Annotated in this window: 15 protein-coding genes and 1 riboswitch; of the genes, 10 read left to right on the top strand and 5 right to left on the bottom strand. The window is 53.1% G+C overall.

From position 1 onward, the window contains the following. Positions 1–85 precede the first annotated feature (85 nt). A complete protein-coding gene (locus MKZ15_RS19615) occupies positions 86–2032 on the top strand; it encodes a heavy metal translocating P-type ATPase (protein ID WP_155607843.1) in 1947 nt (648 codons plus the stop codon). A 170-nt stretch (positions 2033–2202) separates the two neighbouring features. Next, complete coding sequence (gene trxB, locus MKZ15_RS19610) at positions 2203–3150, top strand: thioredoxin-disulfide reductase (RefSeq protein ID WP_339817488.1); 948 nt, start codon at positions 2203–2205, stop codon at positions 3148–3150. Positions 3151–3221: 71 nt separating this feature from the next. Here trxB and MKZ15_RS19605 read toward each other — a convergent pair whose 3' ends face one another. Beyond that, positions 3222–3419, bottom strand: a complete 198-nt coding sequence (locus MKZ15_RS19605; protein WP_155607845.1) for a hypothetical protein — start codon at positions 3417–3419, stop codon at positions 3222–3224. Positions 3420–3714: 295 nt separating this feature from the next. Here MKZ15_RS19605 and MKZ15_RS19600 point away from each other — a divergent pair, with 295 nt between their 5' ends. After that, positions 3715–4848 (top strand): transglutaminase domain-containing protein, encoded by a 1134-nt coding sequence (locus tag MKZ15_RS19600; protein ID WP_155607846.1) that lies wholly within the window; start codon positions 3715–3717, stop codon positions 4846–4848. Positions 4849–4908: 60 nt separating this feature from the next. On the opposite strand, the gene MKZ15_RS19595 is transcribed toward MKZ15_RS19600, so the two are convergent. Then, a complete protein-coding gene (locus tag MKZ15_RS19595; RefSeq protein ID WP_155607847.1) occupies positions 4909–6381 on the bottom strand; it encodes an amino acid permease in 1473 nt (490 codons plus the stop codon). 138 nt (positions 6382–6519) lie between these two features. Further along, a riboswitch (Lysine riboswitch) is annotated at positions 6520–6719 on the bottom strand. 111 nt (positions 6720–6830) lie between these two features. Continuing rightward, positions 6831–7985 carry a virulence factor gene (locus MKZ15_RS19590; protein ID WP_339817484.1) on the bottom strand — a complete coding sequence of 385 codons (1155 nt, stop codon included), beginning with the start codon at positions 7983–7985 and terminating at the stop codon, positions 6831–6833. Between the two features lie 239 nt (positions 7986–8224). On the opposite strand from MKZ15_RS19590, the gene MKZ15_RS19585 reads away from it, so the two are divergent. The 3 genes from MKZ15_RS19585 to MKZ15_RS19575 all read left to right on the top strand — a co-directional run bounded on the left by MKZ15_RS19585 (position 8225) and on the right by MKZ15_RS19575 (position 11813). Then, positions 8225–9574 carry a cytochrome ubiquinol oxidase subunit I gene (locus tag MKZ15_RS19585; RefSeq protein ID WP_155607849.1) on the top strand — a complete coding sequence of 450 codons (1350 nt, stop codon included), beginning with the start codon at positions 8225–8227 and terminating at the stop codon, positions 9572–9574. After that, entirely contained in the window at positions 9571–10602 is a 1032-nt protein-coding gene (locus tag MKZ15_RS19580; RefSeq protein WP_339817482.1) for a cytochrome d ubiquinol oxidase subunit II, read from the top strand. The genes MKZ15_RS19585 and MKZ15_RS19580 overlap by 4 nt, the downstream gene beginning before the upstream one ends. Positions 10603–10790: 188 nt before the next feature. Continuing rightward, entirely contained in the window at positions 10791–11813 is a 1023-nt protein-coding gene (locus tag MKZ15_RS19575) for an MBL fold metallo-hydrolase (RefSeq protein ID WP_339817480.1), read from the top strand. Positions 11814–12038: 225 nt separating this feature from the next. Here MKZ15_RS19575 and MKZ15_RS19570 read toward each other — a convergent pair whose 3' ends face one another. Then, complete coding sequence (locus tag MKZ15_RS19570; protein WP_339817477.1) at positions 12039–12944, bottom strand: IS1595 family transposase; 906 nt, start codon at positions 12942–12944, stop codon at positions 12039–12041. Positions 12945–13368: 424 nt separating this feature from the next. Here MKZ15_RS19570 and MKZ15_RS19565 point away from each other — a divergent pair, with 424 nt between their 5' ends. Continuing rightward, positions 13369–14994 carry an ATP-binding cassette domain-containing protein gene (locus tag MKZ15_RS19565; RefSeq protein ID WP_339817474.1) on the top strand — a complete coding sequence of 542 codons (1626 nt, stop codon included), beginning with the start codon at positions 13369–13371 and terminating at the stop codon, positions 14992–14994. A gap of 88 nt (positions 14995–15082) precedes the next feature. Here MKZ15_RS19565 and MKZ15_RS19560 read toward each other — a convergent pair whose 3' ends face one another. Then, the gene (locus tag MKZ15_RS19560; protein ID WP_193417837.1) at positions 15083–15271 is read right to left on the bottom strand and encodes a hypothetical protein; all 189 of its coding nucleotides are present in this window, start codon (positions 15269–15271) and stop codon (positions 15083–15085) included. Between the two features lie 195 nt (positions 15272–15466). Between MKZ15_RS19560 and MKZ15_RS19555 the strand changes: the two genes are divergently transcribed. The 3 genes from MKZ15_RS19555 (at position 15467) to MKZ15_RS19545 (ending at position 18813) form a co-directional block, all read left to right on the top strand. Next, positions 15467–16369 carry a cation diffusion facilitator family transporter gene (locus MKZ15_RS19555; RefSeq protein ID WP_272491455.1) on the top strand — a complete coding sequence of 301 codons (903 nt, stop codon included), beginning with the start codon at positions 15467–15469 and terminating at the stop codon, positions 16367–16369. Between the two features lie 494 nt (positions 16370–16863). Next, positions 16864–18147, top strand: a complete 1284-nt coding sequence (locus MKZ15_RS19550) for an SH3 domain-containing C40 family peptidase (RefSeq protein ID WP_339817471.1) — start codon at positions 16864–16866, stop codon at positions 18145–18147. Between the two features lie 165 nt (positions 18148–18312). Beyond that, complete coding sequence (locus MKZ15_RS19545; RefSeq protein ID WP_339817468.1) at positions 18313–18813, top strand: DUF948 domain-containing protein; 501 nt, start codon at positions 18313–18315, stop codon at positions 18811–18813. The last annotated feature ends 39 nt before the right edge of the window (positions 18814–18852 follow it).

The raw sequence follows: 18852 nt of genomic DNA, 5'->3' as shown, positions 1-18852 counted from the left end.
GATCCCGGGGCAGCTTGCGCCATTTTTAGGGGGTTAACAATAATTTTCATTCTCAACGCAAGTGACTTAAAAGGAGGAGTTCGTCATGGAAGCTGTGCATAGAAGAACGTTAAGCGAGATCCAAAAGTCAGCGAATCAGCCCAACCCGGGCAGGAAACGTCGGTTCGATTGGTTGCGTCTGTTACGTCATCAGGAGATGCTCCTCGCGTTAGGCAGCGGCGGGTTGATGCTTGCAGCCTGGGCCTGGGGGATGCAAGAAGCGATGCCATGGGTGTCGATGGCTCTTTATATTGCCGCGTATGCGGTCGGAGGATACGTAAAAGCTCGGGAAGGCTTGATCACGTTAGTGAAAGAGCGGGATTTGGACGTCAATCTGTTAATGATCGCTGCAGCACTTGGTGCGGCCTCAATCGGCTACTGGAACGAAGGCGCGATGCTGATCTTTATCTTTGCTTTGAGCGGTGCTTTGGAATCGTTCGCCAGCGACCGGAGCCGCAAGGATATCTCTGCGCTAATCGCGATGAAGCCGGAAACCGCATTACGTGTCAGCGGAGACGGGGTGGAGGAGGTAGCGGTGGAAGCCCTGGCAGTTGGCGATCTGCTACTGGTCAAACCAGGTGAGGTAATTCCTGCGGACGGAACGATCCGAACCGGGAGCTCTGCGGTGAACCAATCGGCGATCACCGGCGAATCGATCCCGGTGGATAAACAACCGGGTGACGGTGTGTATGCCGGGACGCTAAACGGAGAAGGCGCGATATACGTCGAGGTATCCAGTCCGGCGGAAGGCACCTTGTTCTCGAAGATCATCACCCTCGTGGAGCAAGCTCAACAGGAGGTTCCGGGGACCCAGCGATTCATCAAACGACTCGAAGGGATTTATGCCAAAACGATCGTGGCCGCCACGCTGGCGTTAATCTTGCTCACGCCGTTGCTGGTCGGCTGGAGTTGGTCCTTTGCCTTCTATAAGGCGATGGTGTTTCTCGTCGTCGCATCACCTTGCGCCATCGTCTCGTCGGTGATGCCGGCGATGTTATCGGCGATGTCGAAGAGCGCCCGCAAAGGCGTGTTGTTTAAAGGCGGGGCTCATATGGACCATCTCGGCAGCATCCGGGTCGTCGCCTTCGACAAAACCGGAACGCTGACGGAGGGTTCACCGGTAGTGACAGGGCTCTACACCGCAGTGGGCTTTGACCCGCGGGAGGTGCTTGCGGCCTGCGCTGCGGCGGAGAGCCTGTCGGAGCATCCGCTGGCCAAGGCAATCGTACGCAAGGCGGAGGCCGAAGGGGTCCCGCTCCGCGGGGCGGAGGAGCTGCGAGCGCTGCCCGGCTGGGGCATCGAAGCGGAGGTGTTCGGCGCCACGTGGCGGGTAGGCAAGGTAGACGAGGGTGATTCGATGTTGCCTCAGCCGATGGCAGATCAGCTTCACGCCTGGATCGCCGAAGGTCATACCGTGTCCGCCATTCAGCGGAACGGTGAATACGCCGGCTTGATCGCGCTCCGCGACGAGGTTCGCTCGCAAGCCAAGGCGGCCATCGCCCAGTTGCACGAACTGGGGCTCACCGTCGCCATGTTGACGGGTGACCGCGGCGTGACCGCGAACGCGTTGGCCGGGGAGATCGGCGTCGACCTCGTGTACGGCGACTTGCTCCCGCAGGAGAAGGTCGAGCACGTGAAGGCGCTGCGGGAGCGTTACGGCAGCGTCGCGATGGTCGGCGACGGAGTAAACGACGCGCCGGCGCTGGCTGCGGCGACCGTGGGCATCGCTATGGGCGGCGGCGGCAGCGGTGCAGCGCTGGAGGTGGCGGATGTTGTGCTGATGAACGACAGCATTGAGCGGATCGCAGAGACGATCTCGCTTGCTCGCCGAGCCCGGCGGATCGTGAAGCAGAACCTAACCTTTGCTGGAGCGGTCATCCTGATGCTAATCGTAAGCAACTTTGCTGCAGGCATTCCGCTGCCGCTGGGCGTGGTCGGTCACGAGGGCAGTACCCTGCTGGTTATTCTGAACGGGTTGCGACTGCTACGGTAATGATGTTCATCCTTGGACAGTGAAGCGCCCCTTCATCATTCCTTCATTTAACCTTCACCGAACCCTTCGGATACACAGATTGACAGGATGCCGTCGTCTTCACATAATTAGAATCAAGCAATCATGATTCTTAATTTTTGAGATGAATCCATTTGAAGGGGTTTGAGGATATGTACAAATCTATTATTATCGGCACAGGCCCGGCAGGGTTGACCGCCGCGATTTATCTGGCCCGCGCCAACATGAATCCGCTGATTATCGAGGGTCCGCAGCCTGGCGGTCAATTGACGACGACGACTGAAGTGGAAAATTTCCCGGGGTTCCCGGAAGGGATCATGGGCCCGGAATTGATGGATAATATGCGTAAACAAGCTGAACGTTTTGGCGCCGAATTTCGCACGGGTTGGGTGAACAGCGTGGACTTGAGTCAGCGCCCGTTCAAGCTTCAAGTGGAAGGGCTAGGCGAGCTCGTCGCGGAGACGCTGGTATTGTCTACGGGGGCTACGGCCAAATACCTGGGCATCCCGGGCGAAGAGACGAACGTTGGGCGTGGCGTAAGCACATGCGCAACTTGTGACGGATTCTTCTTCCGCGGCAAGGAGATCATCGTGGTAGGTGGCGGCGACTCTGCGTTGGAGGAAGCCGGTTTCTTGACCCGTTTTGCTTCGAAAGTCACGCTGGTGCACCGTCGCGACGAGCTGCGTGCTTCTAAAATCATGCAGGATCGTGTGCGCACGAATGAGAAGATCGAGATCGCGCTGAATCGTACGCCGCTTGAAGTCATCGCCGGCGAGAACGGAGTTACCGGACTGAAGGTGCGTAACAACGAGACAGGTAAAGAGGAAGTGATTACGGCCAGCGGCGTATTCGTGGCGATCGGCCATCATCCGAACACCTCGTTCCTGGGTGGGCAAATCGATCTTGACGCGAACGGTTATATCGTGGTGGAGCCCGGCACTTCCGAGACGAACGTCCCTGGCGTTTTCGCTTGCGGCGACGTGCAGGACACCCGCTACCGCCAAGCGATCACCGCTGCGGGAAGCGGTTGTATGGCCGCAATCGACTGTGAGAAGTTTATCGAGAGCATGGAGCATGAAACCGCCGCAGCCGTCAAATAATTACACAGCAAAACGGCGATACAGGTCAGGACCTGTATCGCCGTTTTTTTACGTTTATATCGTACGGAGTCTTAACTAAACAGCCCGGCAACCAGCTGAAAGACGAAATATCCCAACACGCCGCTGCCGATCAAAGTAAAGCCGGATCGCTTGCGTCCTTGAAACAATCTCAGCACACCAAGGCTGACCAAAGGGGCAACAATAAGCAAAAAAAACATAACGGCAATAAACAATTCCACGGATATATCCGAAATATTCACGATAGTCATCCGATCTATTCTCCATTCCTATGGACGTCTGCATTATGGCGCAATGATATAAGTCACAAGTCGATATTTTTTATTATACATAAGACGGGCTTCTATTTGTAGAAGCTGAATGTGAAATTTAGGCGTCAGAATGACGTCTTTTTTGCGAATAATCGCCGTTTTGGGATTTGTCCGAAGCTCTCCTTTCGTTCGACAAAACTAGAAAGCCTTTGCGGGATCGGCTGTGTTACAATGGGCTTGAAAGGCCGGCTAAAGAACACTTTATGCAGCTTGACCGGAAGGTGAGGGAAGCCAGATGGGAAAGAAAATCGGGAAACTTTCAAAGGGGTGGCTCATCACCGGGGTGATCGGTGGATTATTGCTGGGATCTGAACCAATCGGATGGGTTGCTGTCCCGGTACATGCAGCAACAGAGCCAGCTACGGTCACTACCTCCAAACAACTTCAAACGAAGTTAGCGGAAGGGATGGAGGCGCGGAGTACAACCATAACATTGAAATATAAAGGTTCAACCAAAAATCTGGAGAAGCAGCTGAAGCAGGCGGTTTACAACGCGCTTGATGCCGATCCTTATACAAAATATATCGTGGATCGTTACGTCTACTCCTGGCGGGGCACCACGGGTTCGGCCAAAATTACGTTGCAGGTCCATTACCGCGAAACGGCTCAGCAGACTGCTTACGTGCGCCAAAGGGTGAAGGAGATTCTGAAGCAGCTGATCGAACCGGGCATGAATGCGCATCAGAAAATCCAAGCCATTCACGATTATGTCGTGGTGAACTTAAAATATGACACCGATTTGCAGAAATATACAGCCTATGAAGGGCTCAAAACCGGCGAAGCGGTATGTCAAGGTTACGCCTTGCTGACTTACGAGCTGTTGAAAGAAGCCGGTATCGAGAACCGCTTGGTTGAAGGAACGGCTGGAGATCAGCTGCATGCGTGGAATCTTGTACGTCTCGACAACCGCTGGTACCATCTGGACACGACCTGGGACGACCCGGTCCCTGATGTACCCAAGCGGGTCAACTATACGTATTATTTGCGAACGGATGAACAGATGCGAAAGGATCATATCTGGGTTGCAGCGGATTATCCCTTAGCGTCCGTGCCTTATTTAACGACACTCCAAGCGTTGATCGAGGCGGGCGGGGTGAAGAAAGAAGCTTATCTTGCTCTGAAAACGACGCTTGGATACGACTTGTATGATGCCGACGCGGCAGTATCCAATGCCAAAGGGCTGGCGGACCGGGTCAAGAATGGATTGAAAGCCGGGAAAAGCGCGATAACCGTGCGTTATGCCGGCTCAGATCAGCAGCTCTTAGAGGACTTAGCAGGGTTATACGACCTTGGCATCCAGAATATCCGTTATTTAATGCAGCCCTTAGAAGGAACCGAGGATTTGCGAGTTGAGATCCACTGGGAGTAAACATCATAAACGAGCACGAGTCGATGACATGGGTCAGGACTCTTGCTCGTTTTTTAGTGTTTATGACCGGGTATGCACGGGGTGTACCTCGAGATCGCATTCCTGTAGCGGAATGACCTTCGTTTTCTTGTTCCATTTATAGCCGAGCCAGACCAACAGGAACAGCGGGATACTGATGTAGGATACGGCGACGCCATACCAGTCAATGGTTTCGCCGGTAAAAGCGGCTACATTCTGCCCCAGAATAACCACGAAGCAAAGGGCAAAAGCAAAGAGTGGGCCAAACGGAAACCAACGCGCTTTGTAAGGCAGGTCGTTCAGGTTCCGTCCCTGGGCCACATAGGCTCTGCGGAAACGGTAATGGCTGATGGCGATACCCAGCCAAGTGATGAAGCCGCACATGCCGGAAGCGTTAAGCAGCCAGTTATAAACTACGCCGTCGCCGAACAACGAGGCGAAGAAAGCGACCATGCCGACGAGCGTTGTCATGAAGAGCGCGTTCATCGGAATACCGCGGGAGTTCAGTCTCGCCAGGAACTTTGGAGCTTTCCCGCGCAGGGCCAGGGAATACAGCACCCGCGAGGAGGCATACATCCCGGAGTTGCCGGCCGACAGCACGGATGACAGAATGACGGCATTCATGACGGAGGCGGCGAAGGCCAATCCCGCTTTTTCGAATACCAACGTAAACGGGCTGACGCCGATGTTTTCGATTCCGCCTTGCAGCAGGTTCGGATTGGTGTAAGGAATCAGCAGGCCGATTACGAGAATCGCCAAAATATAAAAGACCAGGATCCGCCAGAACACTTGCCGAATTGCGCGAGGCACATGCTCTCTCGGGTTATGGCTTTCTCCGGCGGCAACACCAACCATTTCCGTTCCTTGGAACGAGAAGCCGGCGGCCATAAATACGCCGAGGATTGTGAAGAAGCCGCCGTGGAACGGAGCATCGCCTAACGTAAAGTTGGAAAAGCCAACCGCTTCGCCGCCCATGATTCCGAAGATCATGAGTACGCCTATGATGAGGAACACGATGACGACGATGATTTTGATCATGGCAAACCAATATTCCGATTCACCGTAGCCCTTTACGGAAAGGACGTTCAACAGGAAGATCAAGGCCAGGAATAACACGCTCCAGAGAAGCGAGGGGCTGTCGGGGAACCAGTATTTTATAATCAGCGTTGCGGCGGACAGCTCAGCCGCGATGGTGATCGCCCAGTTGTACCAGAAGTTCCAACCCATCGCAAAGCCCAGGGAGGGATCGACGAAGCGGGAAGCATACGTTTCGAACGAGCCGGAATCCGGCATATAGGTAGCTAACTCGCCTAAGCTGGTCATCAAGAAATAGACCATGATGCCGACGGCGGCATAAGCGAGTAACGCGCCTCCGGGTCCTGCCGAGGCAATCGCGCCGCCGCTTGCGAGAAACAGACCGGTTCCGATCGAGCCGCCCAAGGCGATCATTGTCATATGGCGAGCCTTCAGTCCCGGCTGAAGCCGTTCGTCCGTCGTTTGATGTTGTTTACTCATGGGTGTAACACTCCTTCTAAGCTCATAGTTTTCCCCGTAACCCGTCTCCGATGCGCCGACGGTTCTGCTTGAGCTCCATAGAAAAAGGCCGCGGAAAGGACTCCGCGGCCATATTTATACCGTAAATCCGCACCATTCCATGAAGATAGCTCAACACGATATCCCTCGGGTGACGGGAATATCGTGACAGTTCTGTCCCTTTCGGAAACAGCCCCAGCCCGAGTGCTTACAGAAGCGAGCAGCCAAGCTTCGGCGACGGTGCCTTTCGACCGGTATCGCGGGCGGCTTCTCACGCCTCCTCCGGTGTACTCTTCACAATCGCGACCTCTACCTCACCTTGAAATGATGAGGTTCATATGAAATTTTACATTTTCAAAGTATAGCGCATGGGGGATGGCCAGGCAATGTCAAATTAATGACAAGTGGTCAAAATAAATCCAGCGAAACGACTAGCTGAGTGATTTGCCTTCTCCTCGATCGCGGCCGGCCATTTGCTGCCAGACGGTTCCGGCGGCTTGCTCGCCGGATTCAATTCGCTCGACGGCCATGCGCGCTTGTAGACCAACCTCGAACTCGAGGTCATCCACCGCTGCGCGCAGGGATTCTAAGGCATCGTCAGTGCCGACCTCGTACAGGAAGCGGGCCGCACGCCAGCGGACCAGCTTGCTGCTGTCCGACAGCGCCGCGATCATCGGCCCGGTGGCCGCGGGATCGCCAATGTCGGACAGCGTGTCGCCGGCGGTGCGGCGCACGGCGGCGGAGGCATCGCGCAGCGCCTCGAACAGCAGCTCCATCGCCTCCGGCGTCCGCAGATCGCCGAGGTACACGACGGCGAGCCGGCGGAGCTGCATTTGCGGGTCGCGTAGCGCCTCCCCTAGCAGCGGCAGCGCCTCAGCGCCCGGCTGCTGCAACGCCTCCAGCGCGGCGTAACGCACGCGCCAATCCGGGTCCTGCATCCGCGCGCGGATTTCGTCCAGAGTCAGCTCGCGCCGTTGCTCGACGAACTCCGTCTCACTGCGGCCGTGGGCGATCGCTTGCGCAATGATCCCCTTGAGCCGCTCCGGCGGATACGCCGCTTCCAGCTCCTGCTCGATCTCGCGGGCAATGTCAGGCAACTCGCCGTAGCGCACGCCGTAATCGGTGAGCTTGCGCTCCTTGATCAGCGTGGCGCTGGCTACCTCCGTTACGGCGTTCACAAACCGCTCGGACAGCGAAATCCGCTCTTCGCGGTTTCCCGCCTTCACCCGAATTTGCATCGGGATACCGCGGAAGAACTGCACAAACACCTGTGCCTCCCCGTATCCCGACGTTTCCCCGCCTTCGGGGCTCCAAGCCGATTCGACCCCTTCCTGACCGAACTGCTTCTGAACATCAGACAGAATGGCCGCCCAATCAGCGTTTCCCTTACGGTCCAGGGCAACAAAGTCAGCGGTATGGAACACGCTTTTTACTCCGGGAATATGCAGCAACCCGCGGATCCAGGCCGGGGCAGAGCGTTCGTTTTCCAGTGTATATGTTTTCCGAATCCCCGGCTCCAGACGTTCATCCAGATGCAGCTTCATGGAATTTGGACTAGGGGTCGGTTCGATAAATACAATTTTCATAAAATGTCCACATCTCCTTTCCACTTTATTGTACCTCAATGCACCGCTTTGCCCAAGCGTCAGAAGGAATAAAAAGGAACATCCGCGACACACTAGATTGGCAAGGAGGCTGTGGCATGTTCCAGAAACAAGAGCGAACCCTGGCGATCGTATGTCTCATCGTGGCCGTGATTATGATGTACGCCTTTGTTAAAAGCGTTATCCGTTTTCTCCATTACTTTTCTTGAAGGAGCTTCGTCATGACAAATCTTGATCCGGTCACGTTAAGCCGGATGCTTACCGGACTGACCTTGTTTGTACATATCGTATTTGCATCGATCGGCGTCGGTGTCCCGCTGATGATCGCGTTAGCAGAATGGCGAGGAATTCGCGCCTCCGATCCGCACTATACTTTGCTGGCCCGCCGTTGGGCTCGCGGCTTTGTCATTTCCGTGGCAATAGGGGTCGTAACCGGAACGTCAATCGGATTGCAGCTGAGCTTGTTATGGCCGACCTTTATGCGGGTCGCCGGGCAAGCGATCGCGTTGCCGTTGTTTATGGAGACGTTCGCTTTTTTTGTGGAGGCGATTTTCCTTGGTATCTACCTGTATACTTGGGATCGGTTCAACAACAAGCTGTTGCATCTTCTCCTGCTGATTCCGGTGGCCATCGGCTCCTCCGCGTCGGCGTTTTTCATCACGACGCTAAACGCCTTTATGAACACGCCGCAGGGGTTTACTCTCAAGAACGGTGTCATTGCTGACTTCCAGCCGCTCGTAGCGATGTTCAATCCGGCAACGCCGACTAAAGTTGCGCACGTACTGGCTTCCTCATATACCGTCAGTGCCGGCCTTCTAGCCGGCATCGCCGCTTTCAGCCTGCTGCGCGGACGGGACCACGCCTACTTCAAGAAGGCGCTTAAACTGACGGTGGTATCCTCCTTCGTGTTTGCCCTAGCTACGGCTATGATCGGTGACTTCTCGGGTAAATTTCTGGCCAAGTACCAGCCGGAGAAGCTAGCCGCCGCGGAATGGCATTTTGAAACGATGGAGCGGGCTCCATTGATTTACGGCGGCGTGCTGGATGAGGCGGGGAACGTCAGATACGCACTGGAAATCCCGTATGCGCTCAGCATTCTCGCTGGAAACTCGCCGAACACCCGGGTGATCGGGCTGGAGGAATTTCCGGAGGATGTCCGCCCGCCTTTGTTGATCCATTATATGTTTGATCTCAAAGTTACGATTGGGGCGCTGCTCGTCCTGATTCCATTCCTGTATCTGCTGCGGCGCTACCTGCCCGGCGGCCAAAAAGGTTATCCGGTGTGGCTTCTGATCGGTATTTTGGCGCTAGGCCCGTTAGCGATGGTGGCGATTGAGCTAGGATGGATGTTTGCCGAGTTCGGCCGTCAGCCTTGGATTATCCGCGGATATATGAAGGTAGGTGAGGCGGCTACCACTTCGGAAAGCGTCGGCCCAATGCTGCTGTTGTTTGCCGTTCTGTATCTGGTCTTGTGCCTATCCTGCGTTCTCGTATTGTCCCGGATGTTCCGGAACAAGGACGCGTTAACGGAGTTGCGACAAGCCGGGCTCGAGGGAGGGAACGGACAATGAGCTACGAACTAGTAGGCATCACGGTGCTGTGGACGTTCCTTTTCGGATATTTAATCGTTGCTTCCGTCGATTTCGGGGCAGGATTTTTCAGCTACTACAGCGTGCTTACAGGGCATGAGAATAAAATTCACGATATCATTCAGCGCTATCTGTCCCCGGTGTGGGAAGTGACCAACGTGTTTTTAATTTTTTTTGTTGTAGGTCTGGTCGGTTTTTTCCCGGATTCCGCCTATTATTACGGCACCGCATTGCTGATTCCCGGCAGTCTGGTCACTGTACTTCTCGCTTTGCGGGGGGCCTATTACGCTTACAACACTTACGGCAGCAGCAAGGCAAACAACAAAACCTATATGGGGATCTACGGGGCGACGGGCCTATTGATTCCGGCTGCCCTTTCGACGATTCTGGCGATTTCGGAGGGCGGAATCATCGGTGAAGTCGAGGGGAAGGTGGTTTTGGACTGGGTAGCTTTTTTTGGTAATCCATATACCTGGTCGGTTATTGTGCTGGCGCTTGTATCTGTGTTGTACATTTCGGCGATGTTTCTTGCGTTTTACGCAGATAAAGCAGGGGATCTACGGGCATTCGAAGTGCTGCGTGGCTATGCGCTGCTGTGGAGTGGGCCGACGATTTTGGCCTGTGTATTCGCCTTTTTTCAGATCAATCGGCAAAATCCGGAGCATTACTCTCATATGCTGGAGGTAGCGTGGATGTTTATCGCCTCGTTCGTTTGTTTCCTGGTAGCCGTTGCGTTGGTATGGAAAAAGCGACGGTTAGGCTGGTCGTTCCTGCTGGTCATGCTGCAGTTTGCGTTTGCTTGGTACGGATATGGCCGTAGCCACCTACCCTATATTCTCTATAAGCAGGTCAGCATCTATGAAAGCTTCACGAACGAGACGATGGCCGTCGCCTTGATTACTGCTTTTGTTGCAGGACTGTGCATCCTAATCCCTTCTTTGTTTTTGCTGATGCGACTATTTTTGTTTGATGCCAAATACGTACGCGGTAGCTCACCGGGGAAAGGGTGAAGGCGATGGAGTGGTTTATGGTGATGGTGGCGCCGGAACTCGTTGTTATCGGGGCAGTAGCATTCCTGTTTATTTATGCCTGGAAATATAAGGACCGTGCCGATTAAAAAATGAAGTTTGGTTTGCCGCCGAAATTACTCTAAAATAGGAAAAAAGCGAAAGAAATGCGGAGAGGAGCAACCGGAGCGATGCCAAGAAGAACGCGCTACAACAACATCGATAACGTAAGTACTGACAAAACGTTGAAGCAGTTCAGACAATGGCGGGAAGAACGCCGCAGAAAAAGGAAGGATTATTCCTACGTCATTCCTAATAAGCCACCGCAGCTCGATTACTTGCATCAAAACCGCGTGGAGACGACGATGACCTGGATTGGCCACTCCACGTTTCTCATTCAGTATCAAGGACTTAATCTCGTGACGGATCCGGTATGGGCAATGCGCATGGGGTTCCAGCGCCGGTTATGTGAACCGGGCGTTCCGATCGACAAATTGCCGCGGATCGACGTCATCCTGATTTCCCATTCCCATTACGATCATATGCACATGGCTTCGATCCGTCGCTTATACGGCAGCGATACCACCATTTTGGTGCCAGTCGGTCTCGGGAGAAAACTGCGGCGCAAAGGATTCCAACGCGTCCAGGAGATGAGTTGGTGGGAGCGGGTGCGGATTGGGGAAGTCGACATCTCGTTCGTGCCAACCCAACACTGGACGCGTCGTACGCCGTTCGATACAAATACGTCGCATTGGGGCGGGTATGTTTTGGAGTCGGCGCAGAGCCCGGCCGACTCGAAGCCGCCGGTCATCTATTTTGCCGGGGACAGCGGGTATTTTCGCGGTTTCGCCGAGATCGGGAGCCGCTATGAAATTGATGTGGCGCTGCTGCCAATCGGCGCATATGAGCCGGAGTGGTTTATGACAAGCCAGCATACAACGCCGGAGGAGGCGCTGCAGGCGTTTGTGGATGTAAGGGCAAAACTGATGATTCCGATGCACTACGGCACGTTCCGACTGGCCGATGATACGGCTCGGGAGGCGCTTGACCGCTTAGAGGCGGACCGGAAGCGGCGAGACATTTCCGAAGACAAGATACGGCTTCTGCATCATGGGGAAACCTTGCGGTTACCTCATCTAACGCCGCATCCGATGGCTTCGACCCCGCTAGTTGATACGGAGAGAATTCCGCAGTTGAGCGGACGATTCAAATAATTATGATTGGCAGGGGGCTGCACGCTTCTGTATGGTGCTATCTGAAGCAGTACCTAGCTATTTGGGGCTGTATGTAGCTGTATGTAGCTGTATGTAGCTACCTGAAGCTGTCTTTAGCTATCTGGCGCCCCCTTTGCAAGATTATCCCGTTTGATCAGGTAGTAGTTGCAGTAGCAGTTACAGTTACTCAACCCTTTCCGTATGGCTGGTTCGCTTGGCGCCCGATTAGGCCGCAATCGGAAAAGGAGGATTCGATTGGCGTGCGATCAGCTTAGGGTAAGAAATCGCTGGAATCGCCATACACAGGCACAGCAACTTCTGCAGCCTCGCTTCTTCTTCCGCACCGGGCCGGCGCAGCTGGCGGCGTCCGGTGTACTCGTTCAAGTACGACTGCAGATATTTCGGTCCCAAGGCAACATATGTACTTTTAAGTGAATCCCACGCTTCTCTTACCACTCTCCGCAAGGGTATATACAGCTTAAATGCCAGCGTCGGCGACTGAACAATCGACGTAGGAATATCTACCTGTCGATTGATAAATTCAACGAGTTCGTGACGATGGACAATTCTTTCTCCTCTTTTTTGCGAGATCAGATGGATTTTCACCTGCTCCGGTTCTCCCGCCTCCGTTACCGTACATCCAGCCACGACTGCTAAGCCATCGGGATGAGGAAACTGGTTGCATCGGGACGGATCCCCACCATATCGGTCACAGTTCACCTTCACGTCTCCACTCAATAGCTCTAAGGCATCGGATTCTCCGAGGGTATGGCGGATTTTGTGCAGCATGAACCAGGCGGTCTTGTAGGTGACCCGAATCACCTGGCTCGACCGCATTGCCGAGATCCCATCTGGAAGCAGGAATAACTCCAGGGCGTGGAACCATTTTAAGAGAGGAAGATGTGTTCTTTCAAAAATCGTGTCGACCAAAGGTGATGCTTGATACCCGCATCTGCCACACTCGAACAAGGTGATTCGACGGGAGTTCAAGCGGGTACACTGGGTGTAACCGCAACGTGGGCAGACGAAACCGTTTCGCCACTTCATCGCGATTAACGCCTCCATGCAGGCTTCCTCACTGTCATAACAGCAGCTAATTAGATGTAGACCCGTTCCCGCATTAACTTCCATGTTCGCTCTCCTCCAAATCCTGAAACACGTACGTATGTTCCCTTTATTTTATTATACCAAACACATGTTCTTATATCAAGAAAAAATTACCACTTATTTGCATTCAAACCAAGCCCGCTGAACGAAAGGGATAATCGTGCAAAGAGGGAGTAGGGATGGTCTTAGGGGGCTTAGATAGGTGACTCAGGAAGGTGACTCAGGAAGGTGACTCAGGAAGGTAATTCAGGTAGGTGACTCAGGTAGGCAACCCTAGCAGGTGCCCGGCCGGATCCCCGAGGCTGAAGACGAGCATAACGGGGGTTGATTTAAGGCTTTCTGCGCTTTAGGTTCAATTCCACTGGTATTCTATGATATAATACGCCAGTAGTATCGACTATTTGAGATAGTCCGCACTCACTATGATAAAAGGATGGTAATGCCTAACATGATCAGCACTAACGGTGTAACGCTCCGGTACGGAAAACGGGCACTTTTCGAAGACGTAAATATAAAATTCACCCCCGGCAATTGCTACGGTTTGATCGGGGCGAACGGGGCGGGCAAGTCGACGTTCCTGAAAATTCTCTCCGGTGAAATTGAGGCGAATCAAGGCGAAGTATTTATGACACCAGGCGAGCGCATGGCAGTCCTGAAGCAGAACCATTATGAATACGACGAATATCCAGTGCTGGAAACGGTCATTATGGGCCACAGCCGACTGTATTCGATTATGAAAGAGAAGGACGCGTTGTACGCCAAAGCCGATTTCTCCGAAGAGGACGGTATGCGTGCCGGGGAGCTGGAGGGCGAATTCGCTGAGTTGAACGGCTGGGACGCCGAACCGGATGCGGCCGCGCTCCTGATTGGTCTAGGGATCCCACGCGAACTGCACGATAAGAAGATGGCCGAGCTCAGCGGCAATGAGAAGGTCCGCGTCTTGCTGGCTCAGGCGTTGTTTGGACGTCCGAACAACCTGCTGTTGGACGAACCGACGAACCACTTGGATCTTGAATCGATCCAGTGGCTTGAGAACTTCCTGATGGATTACGAGGGGACCGTCATCGTCGTATCCCATGACCGCCACTTCCTGAACAAGGTATGTACGCACATTGCGGATATCGATTTCGGCAAAATCCAGATGTATGTCGGTAACTACGACTTCTGGTACGAATCCAGCCAGCTCGCGCTGCAATTGCAGCGGGACGCCAACAAGAAGAAGGAAGAGAAGATCAAGGAGCTCCAGGCGTTCATTCAGCGTTTCTCCGCGAACGCTTCGAAATCGAAGCAAGCGACTTCCCGGAAAAAGCAGCTCGATAAAATTACCCTGGATGATCTGAGACCTTCGAACCGGAAATATCCGTTCCTTAACTTTAAAGCGGAGCGCGAGGCCGGCAAGCAGTTGCTGACGGTCGACGGGCTGACCAAAACCGTTGAGGGCGATAAGGTGCTGGATAATGCCAGCTTCGTCGTGAACAAAGGCGACAAAATCGCGTTTGTCGGACCAAACAGCCTACCGAAAACAACGTTGTTCCAAGTCGTGATGGGCGAGCTAGAAGCGGATGGCGGAGAATACAGCTGGGGCGTTACTACGTCACAGGCCTATTTTCCTAAGGATAACTCCAGTTATTTCGATGGTATCGATTTAAATCTGGTTGAATGGCTGCGTCAATATTCGAACGACCAGGACGAAACGTTCCTGCGCGGCTTCCTTGGACGGATGCTGTTCTCCGGGGAAGAGGCGCTGAAGAAAGCGAGCGTGTTGTCCGGGGGCGAAAAGGTCCGCTGCATGCTGGCCAAAATGATGCTGAACGGGGCCAACGTGCTGCTGTTTGACGAACCGACCAACCACTTGGACCTCGAATCGATTACGGCGCTCAACAATGGGCTGATCGACTTTGACGGAACGATTCTGTTTACATCGCATGACCATCAGTTCATTCAAACCATCGCTAACCGTATTATTGAGATTACGCCAAACGGGATCATCGATCGCGTCATGACCTACGATGAGTACCTGGAAAGCGAAGAAATCCAAAACCTGCGGAAATCGATGTATCCGGAAGAAGTTTAACGGAGCCGCGATAAGCCGAATAATAAAAGCCGCACGGGCGGGTCTCATAGGACCTGCTCCGTGCGGCTTCTTTGCGCTGCCGGGATTTTTACGAACCGCCCGTCCGGCGGCGCTGATTGTTCGGTTTTTTATTATTTTGGCTCTTCAGTGCCTTGGTTTGAAGATTGTCCTTCATCCCTGGTTTATTTGCCGCTTGCTGCAGTTGTTTTTTCTGCTGAAGCTTTTGACGCATCGCCTCGGCTAAATCGATTTTGCGTGGTTCTTTATCTTCCGTCACCGATATCATCTCCTCGTAAGTAAAAAGGGGCTGTCCTTATTTTATACGTTTTTAAAAGCGCGTACAACGGGAATAATGATGAAGGCTGCTTTTCCCGGAGGCAACACTGTTTCTCTAGACTTACTCGGGGTTTATTTGCTACGATGATTAAACGCTTTTCATGGAAAGCCACTTTAGGTTTGAACATGTTGTTGAATGGCTTCGGGGAGAAGTCTGGAGGTGCGGGACTTGGATATTTACGACGATATACGAAAAGGGGAGCGCGGGGCTTGGGTAAGCATAACCGCTTATTTGCTGCTGTCCGCCTTTAAATTGCTTAGCGGTTTTTATTTTGATTCGAACGCGCTGTTGGCCGACGGTTTTAATAACCTCACGGATATCGTGGCTTCCGTTGCGGTGCTAATCGGCCTTAAAATCTCGCAAAAACCGCCGGATTCGGATCATGCTTACGGCCATTTTCGTGCGGAAACGATCGCCGCGTTGGTTGCCTCTTTTATTATGGCGATGGTCGGCATTCAAGTGATCCTTGACGCGATCCGATCGTTAGCGGCAGGTGTGCATAGCCAACCTGACATTCTCTCGGCCGCTGTAGCCGCAGTTTGTGCTCTGGCGATGGGCGGGGTCTATATCTACAACCGGAGATTGGCCAATCAGATCAACAACCAGGCGCTGATGGCGGCAGCCAAAGATAACTTGTCGGACGCTATGGTGAGCGTAGGGGCGGCCATCGGGATCATCGGGGCACAATTCGGGCTGCCATGGCTGGATGTAGTGGCTGCGATTGCCGTGGGTCTGCTCATTTGCAAGACCGCCTGGGACATCTTCCGCCAATCGACACATAATTTGACTGACGGGTTCGATGAGAAAGAATTGGGTGACCTGCGCAGTACCATTGCCAGAACTCAAGGGGTTGAAGGCATCAGAGATTTGAAAGCCCGCGTTCACGGTAATCATGTGCTGGTTGACGTCGTCATTGAAGTCGATCCACAACTGACAGTGATCGAGAGCCATAAAATCAGCGACCGAGTAGAGGAACGGATGAGAAGCAAGCAAAACGTGATGCATGTTCACGTTCATGTTGAGCCTAAAGAGGGTTAAAGCGCCCCGTTTGGCGCGTATACGTTTTACGGGTTACATAAGGTAGCACAGAAGAAGACAAGCCATTGTCGTAATACAAGACCCAAGCGGGCAGACCGAGGAAATAGTTACCAGGTCTGCCCGCTTGGGCTTTTTTACGTTAAAAACCGGGTGTTTATCCCTAGAAAATAGTTCAATTGGATAAATTGGAATAATCATGAAAATCGTTAGGTGTCTTGCGTAATCAGGTACTTTTGTTACAAAAATCAAGCCTCTAAACGCGAGAATGCGTTTTCATCGGTGTGTTTTAGGTCGAAGTTTATAGGTCGCATGCCTCTATTTTTGATAAATGGAAACTAGGCCCAATGTCTTTGAATGCGCTTTCGGACAATGTGATCTTCGACCGATTTAGACTGTTTTCGACAAGGGATATAATGGGGACAAGACCAAAGAAAGGAGAACGTTGGAACGAAGGATAACAACTAGATTTTACATTAGGAGGCAGGACATCACCTATGAAACGAAGCGTAGCGATCACATTGTTGAGTGCCATTCTTCTCTCTACTTATACAGCTGTTCCTCACCAGGCCGCGGCCGCAACCGCAACCGCTCAAACGATAACCAAAGGTCATATTGTTGGCGGGGTCAATTTTCGTGACCAACCTTCCCTTTCGGGCAAAGTAATCGGATTCCTTAACGAAGGTTCCGAAGTAACTGTATTGGATCAGAGTAACCGATATTTCTATCAAGTAAAAACGGCGGATGGAACGGTTGGTTACGTCAGCGCTAACGACAAGTACATTCAGGTAGAAACGGTAGTTATCGCTCCATCGCAACCTTATTTGGGATGGCCCGCTACGGTAGTTTACGGCGTCAATATGCGAAACGAACCCTCCACTGCGGGCGATGTCCTCGATATGCTGAGCAAAGGCACCCAACTGACCATTCTCGAACAAAGCAACGAATATTTCTATAAAGTGCAGACAAGTGCCGGCCAGACCGGTTACGTCAGCACGAATGAAAAGTACCTTCAGATCGACAAGGTTGCCCCTACGCCTTCCCAGCCTACGCTTGGTTGGCCGGCCACGGTATCGTACGGCGTGAATATGCGCGATCAGCCGTCCACCTCGGGGAATGTGATCACGATGTTGCGTACGGGTACTTCGCTGACGATCCTCGAACAAAGCAACGAGTATTTCTATAAAGTACAGACGGCCGATGGAACGATAGGTTACGTTAGCACGAATGAGAAATATTTGGAAGTCAACGGTCAAGCCGAAATACCGACTCCGGTACCTACGCCTCCCCCTGCCCCGGAACCCGTGCCAACGCCAGCTCCGGCACCGTCTAATGGAATTAACCAACAGATCGAACAAGTTATTGAGGCGGGCATGAAATACCTGGGTACGCCGTATGAATTCGGCTCAAGCCGCAGTAACACTTCAACGTTTGACTGCTCTGATTTCGTAAGACAAGCCTATAAGGATGCGCTAGGCCTTACGCTTCCTGCAGATTCACGTCAACAAGGGGATTACATTAAGGATAACGGCACCGCGGTGTACAGCATCGACAACTTGAAACGTGGCGATCTGGTCTTCTTCATGAGCTATAAGGGCTCTTCGGCCAAGTCTTATGCCGGGATCGACAAACTCAGCCAGCGGATTACCCACGTGGCGATTTACCTTGGCAACGGACAACTTCTGCACACCTACTCAACGGAGTCTGGAGGAGTGATTGTCGATCAACTCGACGGCTCCTGGGTATACCGCTTCATGTATGGCGGTAGCGTCTTGAAATAAAGAAAATCCATGCCGCTTTGATTCGTTCTCTGTCTACAGAGGACGGACAAAGCGGTTTTTCGTCTTGGTACAACGCCTAAAGAAACAACTGTTCTTCCGCACATTTTCGTGTATAGTTAAGGAAAGAAGGCTTAACGCAAACGGACGGAAAGCGAGGAACGATACATGATTTGGGAGATCAGCGTGGCGGTTGCCGCGGCGGCTTTTGTGTTACTTGTCGTATACCTGGTCAAAACGCTGAAGGCAGCAGAGCGCTCGCTTCAGACAACAACGGAGACGCTGCGAGAGGTGCAAAAAACGGTTGACGAGCTGGGAACTGAGGTCCGGCAAGTCGTCCGGCAAGCGAACGATTTGACCGGCGATATCCAGCATAAAATGAAACAAATCGATCCGCTTATGGAATCGGTCCAACATGCCGGCGAGGTATTAAACGAAGTTACTTTGGCGACGAAGCAGGTTTCGGCTGCCTTGGCCAGCCGAATCGCAAGCCGTCCTCGGATGGCGAAGCGAAAGGCTCAGGCTGCAGTTACGACAGCTCCGGATGGACCGGTTCGGCAGAATCAAGCGGATGCCGAACTACCGTCTCAGGATGCAAACCGCAAACCGGCGGGCTGGGTTAAGTGGGTGGATGTTGCCGCAGACGTCTGGCAGAAGTACCGGAGTTAAAGCGATCACGGGATGGCTACACCGGTCCGCCGTTTCAAT

This window comes from Paenibacillus sp. FSL R7-0216 (assembly GCF_037969915.1).
Classification (GTDB): domain Bacteria; phylum Bacillota; class Bacilli; order Paenibacillales; family Paenibacillaceae; genus Fontibacillus; species Fontibacillus rhizolycopersici.
Note: the sequence above shows the minus strand (reverse complement) of the source record. Positions and strands in the feature narration are given on the sequence as shown.

Excerpts from the sequence above, each read along its gene's own strand:
- MKZ15_RS19550 (WP_339817471.1), top strand. The coding sequence starts at position 16,864 with ATGAAACGAAGCGTAGCGATCACATTGTTGAGTGCCATTCTTCTCTCT.
- MKZ15_RS19565 (WP_339817474.1), top strand. The coding sequence starts at position 13,369 with ATGATCAGCACTAACGGTGTAACGCTCCGGTACGGAAAACGGGCACTT.
- MKZ15_RS19615 (WP_155607843.1), top strand. The coding sequence starts at position 86 with ATGGAAGCTGTGCATAGAAGAACGTTAAGCGAGATCCAAAAGTCAGCG.
- MKZ15_RS19590 (WP_339817484.1), bottom strand. The coding sequence starts at position 7,985 with ATGAAAATTGTATTTATCGAACCGACCCCTAGTCCAAATTCCATGAAG.
- MKZ15_RS19580 (WP_339817482.1), top strand. The coding sequence starts at position 9,571 with ATGAGCTACGAACTAGTAGGCATCACGGTGCTGTGGACGTTCCTTTTC.
- trxB (WP_339817488.1), top strand. The coding sequence starts at position 2,203 with ATGTACAAATCTATTATTATCGGCACAGGCCCGGCAGGGTTGACCGCC.
- MKZ15_RS19585 (WP_155607849.1), top strand. The coding sequence starts at position 8,225 with ATGACAAATCTTGATCCGGTCACGTTAAGCCGGATGCTTACCGGACTG.
- MKZ15_RS19595 (WP_155607847.1), bottom strand. The coding sequence starts at position 6,381 with ATGAGTAAACAACATCAAACGACGGACGAACGGCTTCAGCCGGGACTG.
- MKZ15_RS19575 (WP_339817480.1), top strand. The coding sequence starts at position 10,791 with ATGCCAAGAAGAACGCGCTACAACAACATCGATAACGTAAGTACTGAC.
- MKZ15_RS19605 (WP_155607845.1), bottom strand. The coding sequence starts at position 3,419 with ATGACTATCGTGAATATTTCGGATATATCCGTGGAATTGTTTATTGCC.
- MKZ15_RS19600 (WP_155607846.1), top strand. The coding sequence starts at position 3,715 with ATGGGAAAGAAAATCGGGAAACTTTCAAAGGGGTGGCTCATCACCGGG.
- MKZ15_RS19570 (WP_339817477.1), bottom strand. The coding sequence starts at position 12,944 with ATGGAAGTTAATGCGGGAACGGGTCTACATCTAATTAGCTGCTGTTAT.
- MKZ15_RS19545 (WP_339817468.1), top strand. The coding sequence starts at position 18,313 with ATGATTTGGGAGATCAGCGTGGCGGTTGCCGCGGCGGCTTTTGTGTTA.
- MKZ15_RS19555 (WP_272491455.1), top strand. The coding sequence starts at position 15,467 with ATGGCTTCGGGGAGAAGTCTGGAGGTGCGGGACTTGGATATTTACGAC.